Source organism: Streptomyces sp. NBC_00457, assembly GCF_036014015.1.
In the GTDB taxonomy this organism is placed as follows: Bacteria; Actinomycetota; Actinomycetes; order Streptomycetales; family Streptomycetaceae; genus Streptomyces.
Genome location: NZ_CP107905.1, coordinates 2,954,975 through 2,974,273, shown reverse-complemented (window position 1 = coordinate 2,974,273; position 19,299 = coordinate 2,954,975). Strand labels below are relative to the sequence as shown.

Annotated in this window: 13 protein-coding genes; 9 read left to right on the top strand and 4 right to left on the bottom strand. The window is 71.7% G+C overall.

Annotated features, from left to right (window positions below; all coding sequences use genetic code 11):
• Window positions 1–15: 15 nt before the first annotated feature.
• The 3 genes from OG828_RS13525 (at window position 16) to OG828_RS13515 (ending at window position 4,193) form a co-directional block, all read left to right on the top strand.
• Window positions 16–1,536 carry an ABC transporter substrate-binding protein gene (locus tag OG828_RS13525; protein WP_328501265.1) on the top strand — a complete coding sequence of 507 codons (1,521 nt, stop codon included), beginning with the start codon at window positions 16–18 and terminating at the stop codon, window positions 1,534–1,536.
• Window positions 1,537–1,542: 6 nt separating this feature from the next.
• Window positions 1,543–3,306, top strand: a complete 1,764-nt coding sequence (locus tag OG828_RS13520; RefSeq protein ID WP_328501264.1) for an ABC transporter permease subunit — start codon at window positions 1,543–1,545, stop codon at window positions 3,304–3,306.
• An 86-nt stretch (window positions 3,307–3,392) separates the two neighbouring features.
• Window positions 3,393–4,193: a VOC family protein gene (locus OG828_RS13515; protein WP_328501263.1), complete on the top strand. Its 801-nt coding sequence runs from the start codon at window positions 3,393–3,395 to the stop codon at window positions 4,191–4,193.
• Window positions 4,194–4,282: 89 nt separating this feature from the next.
• On the opposite strand, the gene OG828_RS13510 is transcribed toward OG828_RS13515, so the two are convergent.
• Window positions 4,283–5,020, bottom strand: a complete 738-nt coding sequence (locus OG828_RS13510; RefSeq protein ID WP_328501262.1) for a TioE family transcriptional regulator — start codon at window positions 5,018–5,020, stop codon at window positions 4,283–4,285.
• Window positions 5,021–5,099: 79 nt separating this feature from the next.
• On the opposite strand from OG828_RS13510, the gene OG828_RS13505 reads away from it, so the two are divergent.
• The gene (locus OG828_RS13505; protein ID WP_328501261.1) at window positions 5,100–7,475 is read left to right on the top strand and encodes an excinuclease ABC subunit UvrA; all 2,376 of its coding nucleotides are present in this window, start codon (window positions 5,100–5,102) and stop codon (window positions 7,473–7,475) included.
• Between the two features lie 334 nt (window positions 7,476–7,809).
• Window positions 7,810–8,583, top strand: a complete 774-nt coding sequence (locus OG828_RS13500; protein ID WP_328501260.1) for a carbonic anhydrase — start codon at window positions 7,810–7,812, stop codon at window positions 8,581–8,583.
• A gap of 52 nt (window positions 8,584–8,635) precedes the next feature.
• On the opposite strand, the gene OG828_RS13495 is transcribed toward OG828_RS13500, so the two are convergent.
• Complete coding sequence (locus OG828_RS13495) at window positions 8,636–10,321, bottom strand: PucR family transcriptional regulator (protein ID WP_443062400.1); 1,686 nt, start codon at window positions 10,319–10,321, stop codon at window positions 8,636–8,638.
• Window positions 10,322–10,580: 259 nt separating this feature from the next.
• Here OG828_RS13495 and OG828_RS13490 point away from each other — a divergent pair, with 259 nt between their 5' ends.
• From OG828_RS13490 to OG828_RS13480, 3 genes are read left to right on the top strand one after another with little or no spacing between them, the layout of a single operon-like run.
• Entirely contained in the window at window positions 10,581–11,849 is a 1,269-nt protein-coding gene (locus OG828_RS13490; RefSeq protein ID WP_328501259.1) for an aspartate aminotransferase family protein, read from the top strand.
• Window positions 11,846–14,722 (top strand): FAD-binding and (Fe-S)-binding domain-containing protein, encoded by a 2,877-nt coding sequence (locus OG828_RS13485; RefSeq protein ID WP_328501258.1) that lies wholly within the window; start codon window positions 11,846–11,848, stop codon window positions 14,720–14,722. Before OG828_RS13490 ends, OG828_RS13485 begins: the two co-directional genes overlap by 4 nt.
• Window positions 14,719–16,158, top strand: a complete 1,440-nt coding sequence (locus OG828_RS13480) for an NAD-dependent succinate-semialdehyde dehydrogenase (protein WP_328501257.1) — start codon at window positions 14,719–14,721, stop codon at window positions 16,156–16,158. Before OG828_RS13485 ends, OG828_RS13480 begins: the two co-directional genes overlap by 4 nt.
• Window positions 16,159–16,176: 18 nt before the next feature.
• Here OG828_RS13480 and OG828_RS13475 read toward each other — a convergent pair whose 3' ends face one another.
• Together OG828_RS13475 and OG828_RS13470 are read right to left on the bottom strand one after the other, a co-directional pair.
• Window positions 16,177–16,920, bottom strand: coding sequence for an IclR family transcriptional regulator (locus tag OG828_RS13475; protein ID WP_328354925.1), 744 nt, complete (start codon window positions 16,918–16,920; stop codon window positions 16,177–16,179).
• A 152-nt stretch (window positions 16,921–17,072) separates the two neighbouring features.
• Window positions 17,073–17,819, bottom strand: a complete 747-nt coding sequence (locus tag OG828_RS13470; RefSeq protein WP_328354922.1) for an IclR family transcriptional regulator — start codon at window positions 17,817–17,819, stop codon at window positions 17,073–17,075.
• Window positions 17,820–18,159: 340 nt separating this feature from the next.
• Here OG828_RS13470 and solA point away from each other — a divergent pair, with 340 nt between their 5' ends.
• Window positions 18,160–19,299 carry an N-methyl-L-tryptophan oxidase gene (gene solA, locus OG828_RS13465; RefSeq protein ID WP_328501256.1) on the top strand — a complete coding sequence of 380 codons (1,140 nt, stop codon included), beginning with the start codon at window positions 18,160–18,162 and terminating at the stop codon, window positions 19,297–19,299.

The following is a 19,299-nucleotide window of genomic DNA, read 5'->3' as shown; positions in this document are numbered from 1 at the left end:
TATATGGTGCTCTCCATGCGCACCACCGCCTCCCGCGGCCTCATCGCGGCACTCGCTCTCACCCCGTTGCTGACCGGCTGTTTCGCCGCGAGCGAGGGAGGTTCGGACGCCGAGGGCGGAGCGGACGCCCGGCTGCGGGTCGCCCTCGCCGTGCCGCCGGCGCAGGCGCTGTCGCCGTACAGCAATGACGCCACCGTGCTGAGCAAGCTCTCCGTGGCCGAAGGCCTCACCGCGCTGGGCAAGGACGGCACCGCCGCGCCCGCGCTCGCCACATCCTGGAAGCAGGTGAACGACACCACCTGGACCTTCGAACTGCGCAAGGCCACCTTCCAGGACGGCACCGACGTCACCGCCGCGTCGGTCGTCAGCGCGCTCGACCACGCCGACGAGGCCGAGACCAAGCCCCGGGTCCTCAGCGATGTGACCCTGACCGCGAAGGCCCAGGACGCCGACACGGTCACCCTCACCACCAAGACCGCCGACCCCGTGCTCCCGCTGCGGCTCGCCAGCCCCGCGCTTGCCATCCTCTCGGCCAAGGCGTACGCGAAGGACGGCACCGCCAGCCCGGTCGGCACCGGCACCGGCCCCTTCAAGATCACCAAGCTGACCGGCAAGACCAAGGCGACACTCGACCGTTACGACGGCTACTGGGGCGGCAAGGCCAAGGCGTCCGGCATCGACGTCAGCTGGATCGCCGACGGCACCGCCCGCGCCAACGCCCTGCGCGGCGGCGACGTCGACATCGCCGAGTGGATTCCCACCTCCCAGGCGAAGCTCCTCGACGAGAACACCCGCCACGAAGTGCCCTCCGTACGGACCGACAGCCTGGTCCTCAACACCGGCAGCGGCCTGTTCACCGACGCGACGCTGCGTGCCGCCGCCCGCGAGGCCGTGGACGGCGGCGCCCTCGTCGACTCGGTCTTCAGCGGCTACGCCGACCCCGCCGAGGGCCTGTTCGGGCCCGCCGTCTCCTGGGCCGCCGACGACCGGGTGGCGGTGACCGGCCGCGCCGAGGCCGCGACCACCGCCCAGGTCGAGTCGAAGGCCAAGGGCAAGACCCTGCGCCTGGCCACCTACACCAACCGCGCCGAACTCCCCGAGGCCGCGACCGTCCTCCAGCAGCAGCTGGAGAAGGCCGGGTTCACGGTCAAGCAGGACGTACGCGAGTACACGCAGATGGAGGCCGACCTCCTCGCCGGCAAGTACGACGCACTCGTCTTCTCCCGGGTGACCCTGCTCGACACCGGCGACGCGGTCGCCTACCTCGCGAGCGACTACATGAGCGACGGTGTCTACAACATCGCCCGGCTGAAGGACGCCAAGGTCGACCAGGCCGTCAAGTCGGCGGCCGAGGAAGCCGACACGGACCGGCGGCGGGAGAAGATCATGCGGGCCGAGGCGGAGATCCTGCGCACCGACGCCGTCGTGCCGCTCGTCCACGAGAAGGTCGTCCAGGGCATCGCCGCCGATGTCGACGGCGTGCTGCTCGACCCCTATGAGCGCTCGCTGATCGACATCGACACGCGACTGAAGTAGCGGCCGATGAGCGTCACCGCGGTCCGTGCCGGGGCCGGCCGGGCCGTCGCCGGGACGGCGCTGCTGGCGGCGGTCTCACTGCTGCCCTGGCTGTCCGGGACCGACCCCGCGCTGACCGTCCTGCGGGCCCGCTCCGCCGATCAGGATCCGACGCCGGCGCAGCTGACCGCCGTACGTGAGCAACTCGGCCTGGACGAGGGCCCGCTCGCGCACCTCGTGCACTGGCTGGGCGGGTTGCCGCGCGGGGACGCCGGCGTCTCCTGGGTGTCGGGCGAGCCCGTGCTGCCCGAGGTGTCGGCCGCGTTCGGGGTGTCCGTCACGCTGATGCTGGGCGCGTTCGTGGTCACCGTCGCGGTCGCCGGGCTGGTGTGCGCCCGCACCCTGTATCTCGGGTCGCGGCGACGGCTGCGGCAGGGGCGGGCGGGCACCGGGGCCGCCGTTCTCGCCGCGCTGCCGAAGTTCCTGCTGGCCTCGCTGCTCGCCACGGTGTGCGGGGTGTGGCTGGGCTGGTTCCCTTCCAGCGGCTGGGAGGGGCCCGCGTCGATGGTGCTGCCCGCGCTCGCGCTCGGTGTGCCGTCCGGGGCGATGATCGGCGGGATGCTCGCCCCGGCGCTGCCCGCCGCCTTCCACGAACCCTGGGCGCGGACCTGGCACGCCTCCGGGTTCCCGCCCGGCCTCATCGCCCGCAACGCGCTGCGCCGCACGCTGTCCGGGGTGCTCCCGCAACTGCTGCCCACGGTCGTCGCCCTGGTCGGCGGTGCGGTCGCGGTCGAGAAGATCTTCAACATCCCGGGGCTCGGGCGGCTCGCCCTGGACACCGCCATGGCCCAGGACCTGCCGCCGCTGCAGACCGCGACGCTGGCCCTCGTCCTGCTCGGCGTCGCCGCCGGCCTGCTCATCCAGGCCCTGCGCCGCGCCCTCCTCGGCCCCGCCCTGCGCGACGGCGCCCTGCCCGCACTGCACCCGCCGGCCCTCGCGCGCCCACGCTCCCTCCGCCTGCTCACCGGAGTGTGCGCCCTCGCCCTGCTCACCCTGGTGGTGGCTGGCCTGCTGCGTGACCCCCTGCAGGTGGACACGGCGGCCCGGCTGCTCGCGCCCTCGGCCGCGCACCCCCTGGGCACGGACTCCCTCGGCCGCGACCTGCTGGCCCGGCTGGGCCATGGAGCGCTGCGCACGGCGGGCATCGCCCTCGCGGTCACGGCCGTCAGCATCGTCGTCGGGCTGCTGCTCGGCATGGCGGCAGGGGTCAGCGTGGGCCTGACCGAAGTGATGTCGACGCTGCCGGCCGTCCTCGCCGGACTGCTGACGACGGCGGTGACCGGACCGTCCGTATGGGGTGCGGCACTTGCGGTATGCCTGGTCGGCTGGACGCCGTACGCCGCCCAGACCGCCGCGCTGGCCGAGGAGGAACGCGCGAGCGGCCACTGGCTCGCCTCGGTCTCGCTCGGCGCCGCCCCCCGGTATCTGCTACGCCGTCATCTGCTGCCCGCGGTGCTGCCCGCCGTGCTGCGCAACGCCCTGCTGCGGCTGCCCACCACCGTCCTCGTCCTGGCCTCCCTCGGCTTCCTCGGCCTGGGCGAACAGCCGCCCACCCCGGAGTGGGGCCGCCTGCTCTCCGAGAACCAGCCCTACGCCGAACTGGCCCCCTGGACCGTCCTCGCCCCGGCCGGCGCGCTCGTCCTGCTCGCCGTACTCGCCGTGTCCGCCACGGAGTCGGGAGGGGCGACCGGGGGCGGGCGCCGTCGCACAGCGCCTGCCGGCTCGCCCTGAGCCCATTTGGGCGGACCGGCCGAGGGGCGAGTGTCATTGGTGGATGTCACGCTGGGGCCACACAGGTTCTGCGAAAGGGAATCACCGTGATCACCACAGATTTCGTCCCCGGCTCGCCCTGTTGGCTCGACCTCGGTGCCCCCGATGTCCCGGCCGCCGCGGCGTTCTACGGCGCCGTGCTCGGGTGGGACTACGAGTCCATGGGGGAAGGCGGGGACATGGAAGGCGGGATGTTCCGGAGAGACGGCAAGATCGTCGCCGGACTCGGCAAGCTCACCGAGGAGGGCGCGCGCCCGGCCTGGATGATCTACTACTGCGTCGCCGACGCGGACGCCACCACCGAGGCCGTGCGGAGCGCGGGCGGCACGGTGCGGGTCGCGCCCATGGACCTCGACGAGTGGGGCCGCATGGCGCAGTACAGCGATCCGCTGGGCGGCCAGTTCGCTGTCTGGCAGCCGGGCACGAACAAGGGCGTCGAGCTGGTGGACCAGCCGGGCTCGCTGTCCTGGACCGAGCTGTACACGAGCGACGCCGGGGCGGCGAAGGAGTTCTACGGCGGTGTCTTCGGCTGGCAGTTCAGTGACATGGAACTGCCGGGCGGCGGGGGTACGTACGCCCTCATCACCCCTGCGGGGCAGCCCGAGGAGCGGATGCACGGCGGCCTCATGGAACTCCCCAAGGAGAGCCTCGCCCTGGCGGACGGACGGCCGTACTGGCACCCGGTGTTCGCCGTCGCCGACTGTGACGCCGCGGTTGCCAAGGTCACGGAGAACGGCGGGAGCGTGCAGATGGGGCCTGAGGACGCGGAGGGGGTTGGCCGGCTGGCCGTCTGCCTCGACCCGGCGAACGCGGACTTCGTGGTGCTCACGCCGACCAACCCGAGCTGAAGCGCTCCGCTAGAAGCGTGGGGTTGGGCCGTCTTTCGTCTGCGGCGCCGTCGTGGCTGGTCGCGCCCGCGCGGCGGAGCCGCAAATTGTCACAGCCCCGCGCCCCTTCGGGGCGCTTCCACGTACTGAGCGACGCGGGCCGCCGCGTCCAGCATTGCGAGTCCCCGGGCTGTGAGTCTGTGCCGCCAGTCGTCGAGGGCCGCGGACAGGGCCTGGGTGCCGCCGGCGGTGCGGATCTGCTGGACCACGGTGGAGATGTGGTCCAGCGGATAGCCGCCCCGCCGGAGGAGGTGGGCGAGTTCGGCGTCGCGGATGTCGGCGGGGCCGTAGGTGCGGTGTCCGGTGATCGGCTCGCGGTCGGGGGCGAGGATGCCCGCGACTTCCCAGTTGCGGAGGGTCGCTGCGGTGACGCCCAGGCGGTGTGCCAGCTCGCCGACGCTGAGGGGCTCGGTGGCTGCGGGGATGTGCGGCGCGGTGGCCGGGGCGGTGTCCGGGCCCGTGGTCAGGTGCTCGACGGCCTGGGCGACCGCGTCCAGGGTTTCCCGGTCGCGGAGCAGCTGCGCGTGACTGCGGTCCACGGCCGTCAGCGCGGCGTCGAGTTCGCCCGTGTTGAGCGACCTCATGATCTGCCCGCTCACGGCGTAACCGTGCGCCGGGACGAGCGCGAGGTAGGCGCGGAGGGCGGCCGCATGTGACTCGGTATAGGTCCGGTAGCCGGACGGGGTGCGCTCGGCGCGCGGGATGCAGCCGTCGCGCTCGTAGTTGCGGACCGCCTGGGTCGAGATGCCGTGCTCGCGGGCGAGGTCGACGGGGCGCAGACGATCCACGGTTGAGACTTTAGCGCACACGGCCTGGGGGTCTTCGGGGAAAGTCTCAACGGGCGTTGCAGATATACGATTAAGGGGCATGACCAGGGAAGTTCAGGAACTCAGCAGCACGTCATCGCATATCGCCGACAGCCACGACCTGATCCGCGTGCACGGCGCGCGCGAGAACAACCTCAAGAACGTCGACATCGAGATCCCCAAGCGGCGTCTGACCGTGTTCACCGGTGTCTCCGGCTCGGGCAAGAGCTCGCTGGTGTTCGACACGATCGCCGCGGAGTCGCAGCGGCTGATCAACGAGACGTACAGCGCTTTCGTACAGGGCTTCATGCCCACACTGGGGCGGCCCGACGTCGACGTACTCGACGGGCTGACGACCGCGATCATCGTCGACCAGCGGCCGATGGGCGCGCACCTCCGCTCCACGGTCGGTACCGCCACCGACGCGGGCGCGTTGCTGCGCATCCTGTTCAGCCGGCTCGCCCAGCCGTACATCGGCTCGCAGCAGGCGTTCTCCTTCAACGTCGCCTCGGCCGAGGCGACGGGCACGATGGTGGTGAACGGGAAACGGGTCGAGAAGGCAATCAGCGTGGTCGGCGGGATGTGTCCGCGCTGCGAGGGCACGGGCACCGTGTCCGACGTCGATCCCACCCGGCTCTACGACGACGCCCGGTCGCTCGCCAGCGGAGCGATCACCGTTCCGGGGTGGAAGACGGACAGCTGGGTGGTGCAGTCGTTCACCGAATCCGGTTTCCTCGACCCGCACAAGCCGATCCGCGACTACACCGGCGAAGAACTGCACGCCTTCCTGCACCACGACCCGGTCAAGGTGAAGGTGAGAGGGCTCAACACCACGTACGAGGGCCTGATCGCGCGGGTCCGGAAGGCGTTCCTGTCCAAGGACAGGGAGACACTGCAGCCACACGTCCGTGCTTTCGTGGACCGGGCGGTGACGTTCTCCGTCTGTCCCGCGTGCTACGGCACCCGGCTCAGCGAAACCACGCGCTCCGCCAAGATCGACGGGATCAGCATCGCCGACGCCAGTGCGATGCAGATCAGCGACCTGGCCGCATGGGTCCGCGGCCTCGCCGAGCCCTCGGTGGCGACGCTGCTCAAGGCGCTCGGCGAGACCCTCGACTCGTTCGTCGCGATCGGGCTCGGCTATCTCTCGCTGAACCGGGCGTCGGGCACGCTCTCGGGCGGCGAGGCCCAGCGCACCAAGATGATCCGCCATCTCGGCTCCGCGCTCACCGACGTCACCTACGTCTTCGACGAGCCCACCGTCGGCCTGCACCCGCATGACATCCAGCGCATGAACGAACTGCTGCTCCGACTGCGCGACAAGGGCAACACCGTGCTGGTCGTCGAGCACAAGCCGGAGGTCATCGCGATCGCCGATCACGTCGTCGACCTCGGTCCGACGGCCGGTGCGGCCGGCGGCGAGGTGGTCTTCGAGGGCACGGTGCAAGGGCTGCGGGCTTGCGGCACGCTCACCGGACGGCACCTGGACGACCGTGCCTCGGTGAAGCCGTCGGTGCGCAGGCCGTCCGGCGTCCTTGAGGTGCGCGGCGCCACGGCCCACAACCTGCGTGACGTCGACGTGGACATCCCGCTCGGCGTTCTCACCGTGGTCACCGGGGTCGCCGGCTCCGGCAAGAGTTCGCTGATCCATGGCTCGGTGGCCGGACGGGACGGCGTGGTGACAGTGGACCAGGGGGCCATCAGGGGTTCCCGGCGCAGCAATCCGGCGACGTACACCGGGCTGCTCGATCCGATCCGCAAGGCGTTCGCCAAGGCCAACGGTGTGAAGCCGGCGCTGTTCAGCCCCAACTCCGAGGGCGCCTGCCCCCATTGCAAGGGCGCCGGCGTCATCTACACCGACCTGGCGATCATGGCCGGTATCGCCACGACCTGCGAGGAGTGCGAGGGGAAGCGGTTCCAGGCGTCGGTGCTCGAGTACCGGCTCGGCGGCCGGGACATCAGTGAGGTGCTGGCGATGCCGGTGACCGAGGCGGAGGAGTTCTTCGGCGCCGGCGAGGCACGCACCCCGGCCGCGCGGACCGTCCTCCACCGGCTCGCGGACGTCGGGCTCGGCTACCTCACCCTCGGCCAGCCGCTCACCACCCTCTCCGGCGGCGAACGGCAACGCCTCAAGCTGGCCGCCCAGATGGCGGGCACGGGCAGCGTCTACATCCTCGACGAGCCGACCAGCGGCCTCCACCTCGCCGACGTCGAGCAGCTGCTCGGCCTGCTCGACCGGCTCGTCGACTCCGGCAAGTCCGTCATCGTCGTGGAGCACCACCAGGCGGTGATGGCGCACGCCGACTGGATCATCGACCTCGGCCCGGGCGCGGGGCACGACGGCGGCAGGATCGTCTTCGAGGGCACGCCCGCCGATCTCGTCGCCGCGTGCTGCACGCTCACCGGGGAGCACCTGGCGGAGTATGTCGGCGGCTGAGGCGGTGCGCTCCGCGGGAGGGGCAGCTCGTCGGCTGCGGGTCCGTTGTGGCTGGTCGCGCCCACGCGGCGGAGCCGCATATAGATACAGCCCCGCGCCCCTTTGGGGCGCTGCCGAACCGTACGCGACTTCACCAGGGCCCCCGGCACCCGTTCGGGTCGGCGCTTCATGAAGTTGGTGCGCCACACGAGCTGTTCTGGCGACTCTCCGTGATTTGGACGCGCGCTTCTCGTGCACTTCCTCAGCGCTGTACGGGCGTTAACCGGCCATGCGACACCGTCGCATCAGCCACCCCGATCGCACCACGTCAGACACGTCAGAAGGGCAGAACCCCATGAGCCTTGCCCGGCAACCGCAGCGCAGAGCCGTTCTCACCGGAGGGCTGCTGGCCACCGCGGCTCTGATAACCGGCTGTTCGTCGAAGGACGACAGCAAGACCGCGGAGAAGACGACGGCCGTGGGAGCGGCGGCGGCGACCCCCTCACCCTCCACGAGCGCACCCCCCGGCTCTCCTTGGGCGGCGTTCGCGCGGCTGATGGAGGGCAACGAGCGCTGGGTGGACGGGGCTCTGCAGCACCCCGACCGGGATCCCGGGCGGCGCGATTTCGTCGCCGAGGAGCAGGACCCGTACGGCGTGATCCTCTCCTGCATCGACTCCCGGGTGCCGCCGGAGCTGATCTTCGACACGGGGCTCGGGGACCTGTTCGTGATGCGCACCGGCGGGCAGGTGGTCGCCCCGGTGGTCACTGGTTCCGTGGAGTACGGGCCCATGACCTCGGGGACGCCGCTGATCGTCGTGCTCGGGCACCAGCGCTGCGGTGCGGTCAAGGCGGCGTACACGGCGCTCAAGGACGACAAGCCGCTGCCGGGCAACCTGCAGTCGATCGCCGAGGCCCTCCGCCCGGCGTACGAGGTGGTCTCCAAGGAGAAGCACGCCGACCCGGTGGACGCCATGGTCCGCGTCCACATCAAGCAGACCTCCGCCGATCTGCGCTCCAACGCCGATCTCGCCCCGCTGGTGAAGAAGGGCGAGCTGGCCGTCGTCAGCGCCTACTACTCGCTCGACACCGGCCGGGTGGAGGTCCTGACCGGCGCGCCGTCCGCATGATGCAGCGTGGGCCGGCCGCCGTACGCGGCGGCCGGCCCAGGCAGTTGCCCCTTCATGCCTGCCCGACCCGCAAGACGTCGAGCGCTGTGAGTGCCACGTGCAGTTCGGTGCGCTCTTCGCCCGACTCGAGGTCGCAGTCGAGGATCCGCTCGATGGTGCGCAGCCGTTGGTAGACGGTCTCGCGGGACAGGCCGCCGGAGCGGGCGGCCACCGTCTTGTTGCCTGCCGCGTCCAGGTAGTGGCGCAGGGTGGTGAGCAGATCGGTGCCGTGGCGGGTGTCGTGGTCGGCGAGCCGGCCGAGCCGGCGTTCGGCGTAGTCCTGGATCCGGGGGTCTTCGCGGAGGGCGAAGAGGAGGCGGCGCAGGCCGATGTCGGATCGTTCGTGGTACGAGCGTCCCGGCGGGAGCGGCCGGCCGGGCTCGGTGGCTTCGGCGACGCGGGTCGCCTCTCGGAAGGAACGGGCGACGGCGGGGAGGCCGGTCGCCTCGCTGCCCACGCTCACCGTTGTCCCCGGCACCAGCTCGAGTGCGGTGCGGCCGAGGTGTTCGACGACGGGGCGCCACGGCTGGTCGGCGCGCAGGGACAGCAGGACGCCGAGACGGGTCGGTCCGAGGAGGCCGACGAGGGCCTGCGTTCCCTTCTTCCTCAGCTCCTCGGAGAGGAGTTCCTCAGCCTTCGCCGTGTCTTCCTCGGGGCGGACGTCCGCGAGCACGGCGATGAAACGGGCGTCCCTGGTGGGCAGGCCCAGCGCGGCGACCTGCGCCTCGGCGTCGGCGGGCGAGCGGTGGCGCTGTTCGACGAGGTCGCGCAGGACGCCGCGGTGTGCGGTGCGTTCCCAGGGGGTGGGGTGGGTGAGGCGGGCGATGGTGAGGGCCATCGCGGTTCTCTCCAGGACCGTGACGTCCTCGGGGCGGAACCGGCCGAGGGTGGACGGAGAGGCACGGCCGAGTGGGCTCGGGAGCATGGCGACCCTGCCCCACCGTTCGCCCTGGTACTCCACCGGTGCCACGAGCCAGCCCTCGGGGCCGGAGACGGTGGTGTGGTCGGCGGGCGGTGTCGCCCGGGAGCGCTGTTCCCAGTCGGTGAGCGCCGCCTCGACCGTGTCGCCGGAGGGCTCGCAGACGAGTGCCTGGTGCACCAGGTTCTCCAGCACGACGGTGTGGCCGCTCATCTCGGCGGCGGCGCGTACGACGTCCTCGGGCACGGCGCCGCGCAGGGTGAGGGCGGTGAACGCCTCGTGGACGCGCTGGGTCCGCCGCATCACCTCGGCCTGGTTGCCGAGGATGAACGCGTGGACGACCTGGGTGACCTCCAGGAAGTTGACGTCCTTGGCCAGGGTGACGAGGGGCAGACCGCGGGCCCGGCAGGCGTGGACCAGGGCGTCGGGCGGGCGGTGGTAGCGGCGGACCAGTTCGATGACCAGCGCCGCCGCGCCGATGTCGGCGAGTTCGTCGACGTAGCGGCGTACACCGGCCGGTTCCTCGGGCAGCGGCATGCCGGTCGTCAGGACGAGTTCGCCGCCCTTGAGGAAGGAGGCGGGGTCGGTCAGCTCGGTGATGTGGACCCAGCGCACGGGCCGGTCGAGCCGTGCTGTGCCGGTGACGACCTGGGGTTGTCCGGCGGCCAGAACGGGAAGGGCGAGCACGTCGGCCACGGTGAGCGGGCGGCCGATGGCATCCATGGCCGGTCCCGGATCCGAGGCGTCAGGCCCTGGAGCCGTGTGGTGGTTCTCGCTCACGGTGCCTCCATGGGGTCCCTGCTCGCGACCCCCGAGAGCTCGGGACGTGCCCTGTCACTCTGACAAGCACCGCTGACCTGCGCAAGAGGCCGCAGACGGCGGCGGCGAGGCGGACCGGGCGGGGTACAGGGCCCCGTATGCCTGACACAACGTCCGGATACCGCGTCCCGGCCGGACAGATCGCGCGTTGGCCCTGCCCTGGTCCGCGGAGATGCTCAGTAAGACCGGAGCAGACCGCCGACCCCGCCGGGAGACGAACATGACCGCACTGTCGCCGCACCTTCGCCAGGCCACACCCGTGACGGCGGTCCGGGGCGAGGGCGTCCACCTCTACGGCGAGGACGGCCGCCGCTACCTGGACTTCACCGCCGGTATCGGCGTCACCAGCACCGGCCACTGCCACCCCAAGGTCGTGGCGGCGGCCCAGGAACAGGTCGGCACGCTCATCCACGGCCAGTACACGACGGTCATGCACCAGCCCCTGCGCCGACTGGTCGAGAAGCTCGGCGAGGTACTGCCGGCCGGTCTGGACAGCCTGTTCTTCACCAACTCCGGCAGCGAGGCGGTCGAGGCGGCGCTGCGGCTGGCCCGCCAGGCCACCGGCCGTCCCAACGTCGTCGTCTGCCACGGCGGCTTCCACGGCCGTACGGTCGCCGCCGCCGCCATGACCACGTCCGGCACCCGCTTCCGTTCCGGCTTCTCCCCGCTGATGAGCGGCGTGGTCGTCACCCCCTTCCCGACGGCCTACCGCTACGGCTGGGACGAGGACACCGCGACCAGCTTCGCCCTGAAGGAGCTCGACTACACCCTCCAGACGATCTCCTCGCCCGCCGACACAGCCGCGATCATCGTCGAGCCGGTGCTCGGCGAGGGCGGCTACGTCCCCGCGAACCGCGCCTTCATGGAGGGCCTGCGGGAGCGCGCCGACCGCCACGGCTTCCTCCTCATCCTCGACGAGGTGCAGACCGGCGTCGGCCGCACCGGCCGGTTCTGGGGCCACGACCACTTCGGTATCACCCCGGACATCCTCGTCACCGCCAAGGGCCTGGCGAGCGGCTTCCCGATCTCCGGCATCGCCGCCTCCGAGGAGCTGATGACCAAGGCGTGGCCGGGCTCGCAGGGCGGCACGTACGGCGCCAACGCCGTCGCCTGCGCGGCAGCCTGCGCCACCCTCGACGTCGTACGCGACGAGAAGCTCGTCGCGAACGCCGACGCGATGGGCGCACGGCTGCGCGCCGGTCTGGAGGCGGTCGCCGACCGGACCCCGGGCATCGGCGACGTACGGGGCCTCGGACTGATGCTGGCCACCGAGTTCGTCACCGAGGACGGCGGCCCCGACCCCGACACCGCCGCCCGCGTGCAGCGCGCCGCCGTCGACGAGGGCCTGCTCCTGCTGCTGTGCGGGGCCTGGAACCAGGTCGTCCGCATGATCCCGGCGCTCGTCATCGACGAGGCGGCGGTGGACGAGGGCCTCCAGGCCTGGGCGACCGCGGTGGAAGTCGGCACCTCGGGACCAGCGGCACGATGAGCGACACCCTCCCGCGGCTGACCGCCCGGCTCACCGAGACCGCCCCCGGCCTGCGGGTGGAGACCGGCCCGGGCGCCACCGGCCTCTACGCCTACGACGCCTCCAACTACCGGGTTCCGCCACGGGCCGTGGCCTTCCCCCGCAGCGCCGGCGACGTGGTCGCGGTGCTGCGGGCCTCCCGGGAGACGGGCGTTCCGGTCACCGCGCGCGGCGGCGGTACGAGCATGGCGGGCAACGCGGTCGGACCCGGCGTAGTCCTGGACTTCTCCCGGTACATGAACCGGATCCTCGACATCGACCCGGTGGCGCGCACCGCACGCGTCGAGGCCGGAGTGATCCTGGACGCGCTGCGCGACGCGACCGCCCCGCACGGGCTCACCTTCGGCCCCGACCCCTCCTCCCACAGCCGCTGCACCCTCGGCGGCATGATCGGCAACGACGCGTGCGGCAACCGCTCGGTGCGGCACGGGCGCACCAGTACCCACATCGAGGCACTGGAGATCGTGACGGCCGACGGCGTGCGAGCCGTCGCCGACCGCACGGGGCTGCGACCGATGGACCCCGCGGACACAGAACGGATCGCCCGCCTCGAAGCGGACGTACGCCACCTGATCGACGCCAACCTGGCACCCATCCGCACCGAACTGGGCCGCATCCCGCGCCAGGTCTCCGGCTACCAGCTGCACCGCCTGCTGCCCGAGCACGGCTTCGACCTGGCCCGCGCCCTGGTCGGCACCGAGGGCTCCTGCGCGGTCGTCACCGCCGCGACGGTCCGCCTGGTGGCGACCGCACCGGCATCGGCACTGCTCACCCTCGGCTACGACGATGTCGTCGACGCCGCCGAGGACGTACCGGAGATCCTGCGCCGGCACCCCACCGCCGTGGAGGGCATGGACGAGGCGATCGTCGCCACCATGCGCGCCCGGCGCGGACCGGACTCCGTGACCGGGCTCCCCGAGGGACGGGCCTGGCTGTATGTCGAACTCGACGGCGACGACCAGGCGGCGGTCGACGCCCGCGCCGCCGAACTGCTGGACGTGCTCAAGGCGCAGGGCCGGATGACCGGGGGTCGGGTCGTGGAGACCCCGGCCGAGCGGCGCTCGCTGTGGCGGGTCCGCGAGGACGGGGCCGGGCTCGCCGCCCGTCTCGTCGACGGCGGGGAGTCCTGGCCCGGCTGGGAGGACGCGGCGGTCGCGCCCGAGAACCTGGCCGCCTATCTGCGGGACTTCAGGAAATTGCTGGCCTCCCACGATCTGACCGGTGTGCTGTACGGCCACTTCGGCGCGGGCTGTGTCCATGTACGGATCGACTTCGACCTGGCCACGGACACCGGCCGGGCCGCCACCCGCCGCTTCCTCACCGAAGCCGCCGCCCTGGTCGTCGAGCACGGCGGCACGCTGTCCGGCGAACACGGGGACGGGCGGGCGCGTGGTGAGCTGCTGGAGATCATGTACAGCGGGCGCATGATCCGGACGTTCGCCGCCTTCAAGGAAATCTTCGACCCCGAGGGGCTGCTCAACCCCGGAGTCATCGTGGCCCCGGCCCCGCTCGACGCCGACCTGGCACTGCGCCAACTCCCGCTCGTCGAAACGACGTTCACCTTCCCGCACGACGAAGAGGGCTTCACGGGCGCCGTACGCCGCTGCGTCGGCGTCGGCCGCTGCCGCAGCGACGCGGGCGGCGTGATGTGCCCCAGCTACCGGGCCACGGGCGAGGAGAACGACTCCACCCGGGGCCGGGCCCGCCTGCTTCAGGAGATGGTGCGCGGCGGGACCGTCCAGGACGGCTGGCGCTCGACGGAGGTACGCGACGCCCTCGACCTGTGCCTGTCCTGCAAGGCGTGCTCCAGCGACTGCCCGGTAGGCGTCGACATGGCCACGTACAAGGCGGAGTTCCTGCACCAGCACTACAAGGGCAGGCTCCGGCCCCGTTCCCACTACTCGCTGGGCTGGCTGCCTCTCACCTCCGCCCTCGCCGGCTACGCCGCCCGCCCCCTCAACGCGCTGTTGCGCGGACCGGCCGGCAAGCTGCTCGCCCGGCTCGGCGGCGTGACCACGAAGCGCCGGATCCCGGCCTTCGCCTCCCGGCGTGCACGCCGCGAGGTCCTGCGGGCGGCGAAGACGGAAGCACCGGCCAAGGCCCTGCTCTTCGTCGACAGCTTCACCCGCGCCTTCCGCCCCGAGGTCGCGGGCGCCGCGAGCCGCGTCCTCGCCGACGCCGGCATCCCCTGCACCGCTCATGACGGCCTCTGCTGCGGCCTGACCTGGGTCAGCACCGGGCAACTGTCCACCGCCCGCCGCATCATGGCCCGCACGGTCGCCCACCTCGACAACGGCGACGACCGGCCCATCGTCGTCGCCGAACCCAGCTGCGCCGCCGCCCTCAAACGCGACGTGCCCGAACTGCTCGGCACCGAAGCCGCCAAACGCGTAGCGGCCCGCGTCCACACCCTCACCGGCGCCCTGACCGACCTCGCCGCGCCGGACTGGACCCCACCGGAACTGCCGGACAACGTCGTCCTGCAGACCCACTGCCACGAGTACGCCACCTTCCAGGGCCGCCACCCCCGCGACCTGCTCGGCCGCCTCGGCGTACGGAAGGTCGACGAGGCCGAGGGCTGTTGCGGACTCGCCGGGAACTTCGGCTTCGAGGAGCAGCACTACGACACGTCGATGGCCGTCGCCGACCTGGCCCTGAAGCCCCGCCTCGACGCCATCGCCCCGGACGCACCGGCCGTCGTCGTGGCCGACGGCTTCAGCTGCGCCACCCAGATCGATCACCTCGCCGGTGACCGGGGCATCCGCGCCCTGCACCTCGCGGAACTGCTCGACCCCGCCGCCGATCAAGCCGCTCGACCAGGAGGAACCCCATGACCGACACACCCACGCAGTTGTTCATCGGCGGGGCCTGGGTGGATGCCGCGGACGGCGCCACCATGCCCGTCGACGACCCGGCGACCGGTGAGATCCTCTGCCATGTCGCCGACGCGGGCGCCAAGGACGCCAGGCTCGCGGAGGACGCGGCCGTCCAGGCGCAGGAGGAGTGGGCCCGTACGGCGCCTCGGGCCCGTAGCGAGATCCTGCGCCGGGCGTACGAGATCATCCTCGACCGCACCGACGAACTCGCCCACTTGATGACGTCCGAGATGGGCAAGCCGCTGGCCGAGGCCAGGGGAGAGGTGGCGTATGCGGCCGAGTTCTTCCGCTGGTTCTCCGAGGAGGCCGTCCGTGTCGACGGCGGCCACGGCGTCCTGCCCGACGGCCGCAACCGCATGTTGCTCTCCCGGCGCCCGGTCGGCCCCTGTCTGCTGATCACCCCGTGGAACTTCCCGCTGGCTATGGGCACCCGCAAGATCGGCCCGGCGATCGCCGCCGGCTGCACGATGATCCTCAAGCCGGCCCCGCAGACCCCTCTGTCCAGCCTCGCTCTCGCCGCGATCCTCAAGGAGGCCGGGCTGCCGGACGGCGTGCTCAACGTCGTCACCACCTCCCGTGCCGGGGAGGTGTGCGAACCGCTCCTGCGCGGCGGGCGGATGCGCAAGCTGTCCTTCACCGGCTCGACGCAGGTCGGGCGGCTGCTGCTCGCGCAGAGCGCGGAGGCGGTCGTACGGACCTCGATGGAGCTGGGCGGGAACGCGCCGTTCATCGTCTTCGAGGACGCCGACCTGGACAAGGCGGTCGACGGCGCGATGGTCGCCAAGATGCGCAACATGGGGGAGGCGTGCACGGCGGCCAACCGCTTCTTCGTCCACAGTTCCGTGGCGGAGGAGTTCGGGCGGCGGCTGGCCGAGCGGATGGGCGCGTTGGTCGTGGGTCCCGGCACCCGGGACGGTGTCGACGTCGGTCCGCTGATCGACCGGGTCGGGCGGGCCAAGGTCGAGGAACTGGTGGCCGACGCGGTGGAGCGCGGCGCCCGGGTGCTCGTCGGCGGCCGTACGCCCGAAGGGCCGGGCTGCTTCTACCCGCCGACCGTGCTCACGGACGTCGCCTCCGACAGCCGCCTGATGGACACGGAGATCTTCGGGCCGGTCGCGGCGATCCTCACCTTCGACGAGGAGGACGAGGTGATCCGCCGCGCGAACGACACCCCCTGGGGTCTCGTCGGCTACGTCTTCACCGAGGGCCTGGACCGCGCCCTGAGCGTCAGCGAACGCCTGGAGGTCGGCATGGTCGGACTCAACACCGGCCTCGTCTCCAACCCGGCCGCGCCCTTCGGCGGCGTCAAGCAGTCCGGGCTCGGCCGTGAGGGCGGCCGGGTCGGGATCGACGAGTTCCTGGAGTACCAGTACCTGGCGGTGCCCGTGCGGTGACGGCGGTGGCCGTCGCCCTCAGTGCAGGTGGCGAGCGGTGATCTCCGCCGCGGTCTCCGTCACCAGTCGCCCCAGCTCGGCGAGGCGGCCTGCCTCGAAACGGGAGTCGGGCATGGAGACCGCCACGGCGGCCAGCGGCACCCCGTCACCGTCCAGGACGGGTGCCGCGATGGCACAGACGCCCTGGAGGTACTGGTTGTGGTTGACGGCGTACCCGCGGTCCCTGACGCGGCGCAGCTCCGCACGCAGCTCCACGGGATCGGTGATGGTCTCCTCGCCGTATCCCTCGAACGCGCCCGTCGCGAACTCGTCGACCTCGGACTTCGTCAGATGGGCGAGGACCGCGTGCCCGGTTGCCGTGGCGTGCAGCGGCGAGGTGTCGCCGATGGTGTGGAAGGTCCGTACGGGGTGGTCGCAGTCGACGCGGTCCACGACGACCATGCTGTGCAGCGCGTCGGGCACGGAGAGGTGGATGGTCTCGTTCAGCGTGTCCCGGAGCCGGAGCATGGGTTCGCGGGCAGCGGCGAAAAGGCTGGAGCCCTGGAGGGCGGCTGGTCGTACGGCCAGTACGCGGGCGCCGACCTCCCACCGGGTGGTGTCCTTGCGGTTGGCCCGGAGCCAGCCCGCCTCGTTGAGCGTGACCAGGGTGCGCTGCACGGTGGACTTCGGCAGGCCGAAGAGCTTCGTCAGCTCGCCCACGGTCACGGGCTGGTGCTGGGCGACGGCCTCCAGGATGCGCAGCGACCTCGTGACGCTCTTCATTTCCATCCGGTGCCCCCGTCAGTTGCGCGGCTTCTTGGTGCTCCCCTCGTGACTCCCTCCCGGGGCCGAGGCACGATTGTGCCGGATTCTAGCATGGCGTTCCACAATATGGCATGAGTTGGAGTTGTCGGTAGCGTGCCGCCGCCTTCCGTTCAGGCGCCCAGCAGGCGCCCGGAGATCTCCGCGACCGTGTCGGTGACGAGGCCGCCCCACTCGGGCGCACGGTCCTCGTCGTACCGGGAATCGGGCATCGAGATGGCCACGGCGGCCAGCGGTGTCCCGCTCTCGTCGAGCACGGGAGCGGCGAGGGCGCAGACGCCCGGCCGGTACTGGTTCCGGTTGATCGCGTAGCCGTCGGTGCGGATCCGGTCCAAGTCGGCGCGCAGCTCGTCGGGGTCGGTGGGGGTCGTGTCGCTGAAGCGCTCCAGTCCCTGCCTGAGGAGTTCCTCGACGTCCTGTTTCGGGAGGTGGGCGAGGATGCTGCGCCCGACGGCGGTGGCGTGCAGCGGAGACGTGTCGCCGATGGTGTGGAAGGTCCGCACGGGGTGGTCGCAGTCGACGCGGTCCACCACGACCACGCATTGGAGTGCGTCCGGCACCGACAGGTGGATGGTCTCGTTCACCGCGTCGCGCAGGCGAATCATCGGTTCACGGGCGGCGGCGAACAGGCTGGAGCCCTGAAGGGCGGCGGGTCGTACGGCCAGTACGCGGGCGCCGATCTCCCAGCGGGTGGTGTCCTTGCGGTTCGCGCGCAGCCACCCCGCCTCGGCCAGCGTGACCAGCGTGCGCTGCACCGTCGACTTCGGGAGACCGAAGAGCTTCGTCAACTCCCCGACGGTGACCGGCTGATGCTGGGCGACCGCTTCCAGGATGCGCAGTGATCTCGTAACGCTCTTCATTTCCATCCGGTTTCCCCCTGTTAATCCTCGAAATCTCTGCTGGGCACCCTCTTGACTCCCCTCTGGGCCGCTGTCATTCTCGTGCCAGATTCTAGCACAGCGTTCCACAATGTGGCACGGCCCAGCAGGAAGATCCCGCGAAGTGGGCCGGCACCCCGAGACACGGCGGCTGTGAGCCGTAGGCCCGAAGGTCGTAGGCCCGAAGGTCGTAGGCCCGAAGGTCGTAGGCCCCGAAAGCCGTAGGCCCGAAGGAAGGGCCCGGCCCCGTCCGAACCGCCTCGAATCGATCAGCTCACGTCGGGCGCTCAGCATGCGCCCCGGCGTTACGAAAGGAAAGCCTGTGTCAGCTGCCAGGAAGCGCGTCGCCGTCGTCGGCGTCGGAACGATGGGCAGCCAGGCCGCCTGGCGGCTGGCGGCCCGCGGCGCCGAGGTCGTCGGATACGACAGGTTCGCCCCCGGCCACGACCGTGGTGCCGCCGGCGGTGAGACCCGGATCTTCCGCAGCGCCCACTTCGAGGACTCCCGCTACGTCCCGCTCCTCAAGCACGCCGACGCCCTGTGGGAGCGGCTGCAGCAGGAGACCGGCCGTGAGCTGCGCCGGCTGACCGGGTGCCTGCTGATGGGGCCGACCGAGCACCATCAGATGGCCACCGTCCTGCAGTCCATCGCGGAGCACGGCCTCGACCACGAGGTGCTCGATGCCGAGCTGCTGGCCAAACGTTTCCCCCAGTTCCGCATCGAGGACGGCGACGCGGCCGTGCTGGACCGTCGCGCCGGTTTCATCCGCCCCGAGCTGACCATCCAGACCGCCGCCCGCCGCGCCGAGCAGCTGGGTGCCGTGATCCACCGCTACACCACGGTCCGCGAGATCGTCCCCGTCGCGAACGGCGTGGAGATCCGCACCGACGCCGGCAGCGAGCGCTTCGACACCGCCGTCGTCACCCCCGGCCCCTGGGTCAACGACCTGCTGCCCGACCTGCCCTGGGAAGTGGACGTCCGCCGCCTCGTCAGCGCCTGGTACGTGCCCACCACCCCCGACGCCTGGTTCGGCGAGGAGCGCCCCGCGTTCATCCGTACGGCGCCCACGCACTGTTACGGCCTGCCCTCCCCGGACGGCATCTCCGTCAAGCTCGGCCTCTCCCGCGCACTGCACCGGCCCGCGGGTGACCCCAACCAGCTGGACCGGGCCGTACAGCCCGAAGAGCTGGAGATCTTCTCCGAGTTGATGGGGCGTTACATGCCGGACCTGCACCCGGACCCGACCCGGCTCTCCGTCTACATGGAGGGCTACACCGAGAGCAGCCGCCCCCTGGTCGGCCCCCTGCCCGCCGCCGAGAACGTGATCCTGCTCGCCGGCTTCTCCGGCCACGGCTTCAAGCTCTCGCCCGCCTTCGGCGACATCGCCGCAGACCTGGCGCTGGACGGCGGCTCGCCCCAGCCCATCGACTTCCTCTCCACCGTCGGCCGTACGGAGGCATGA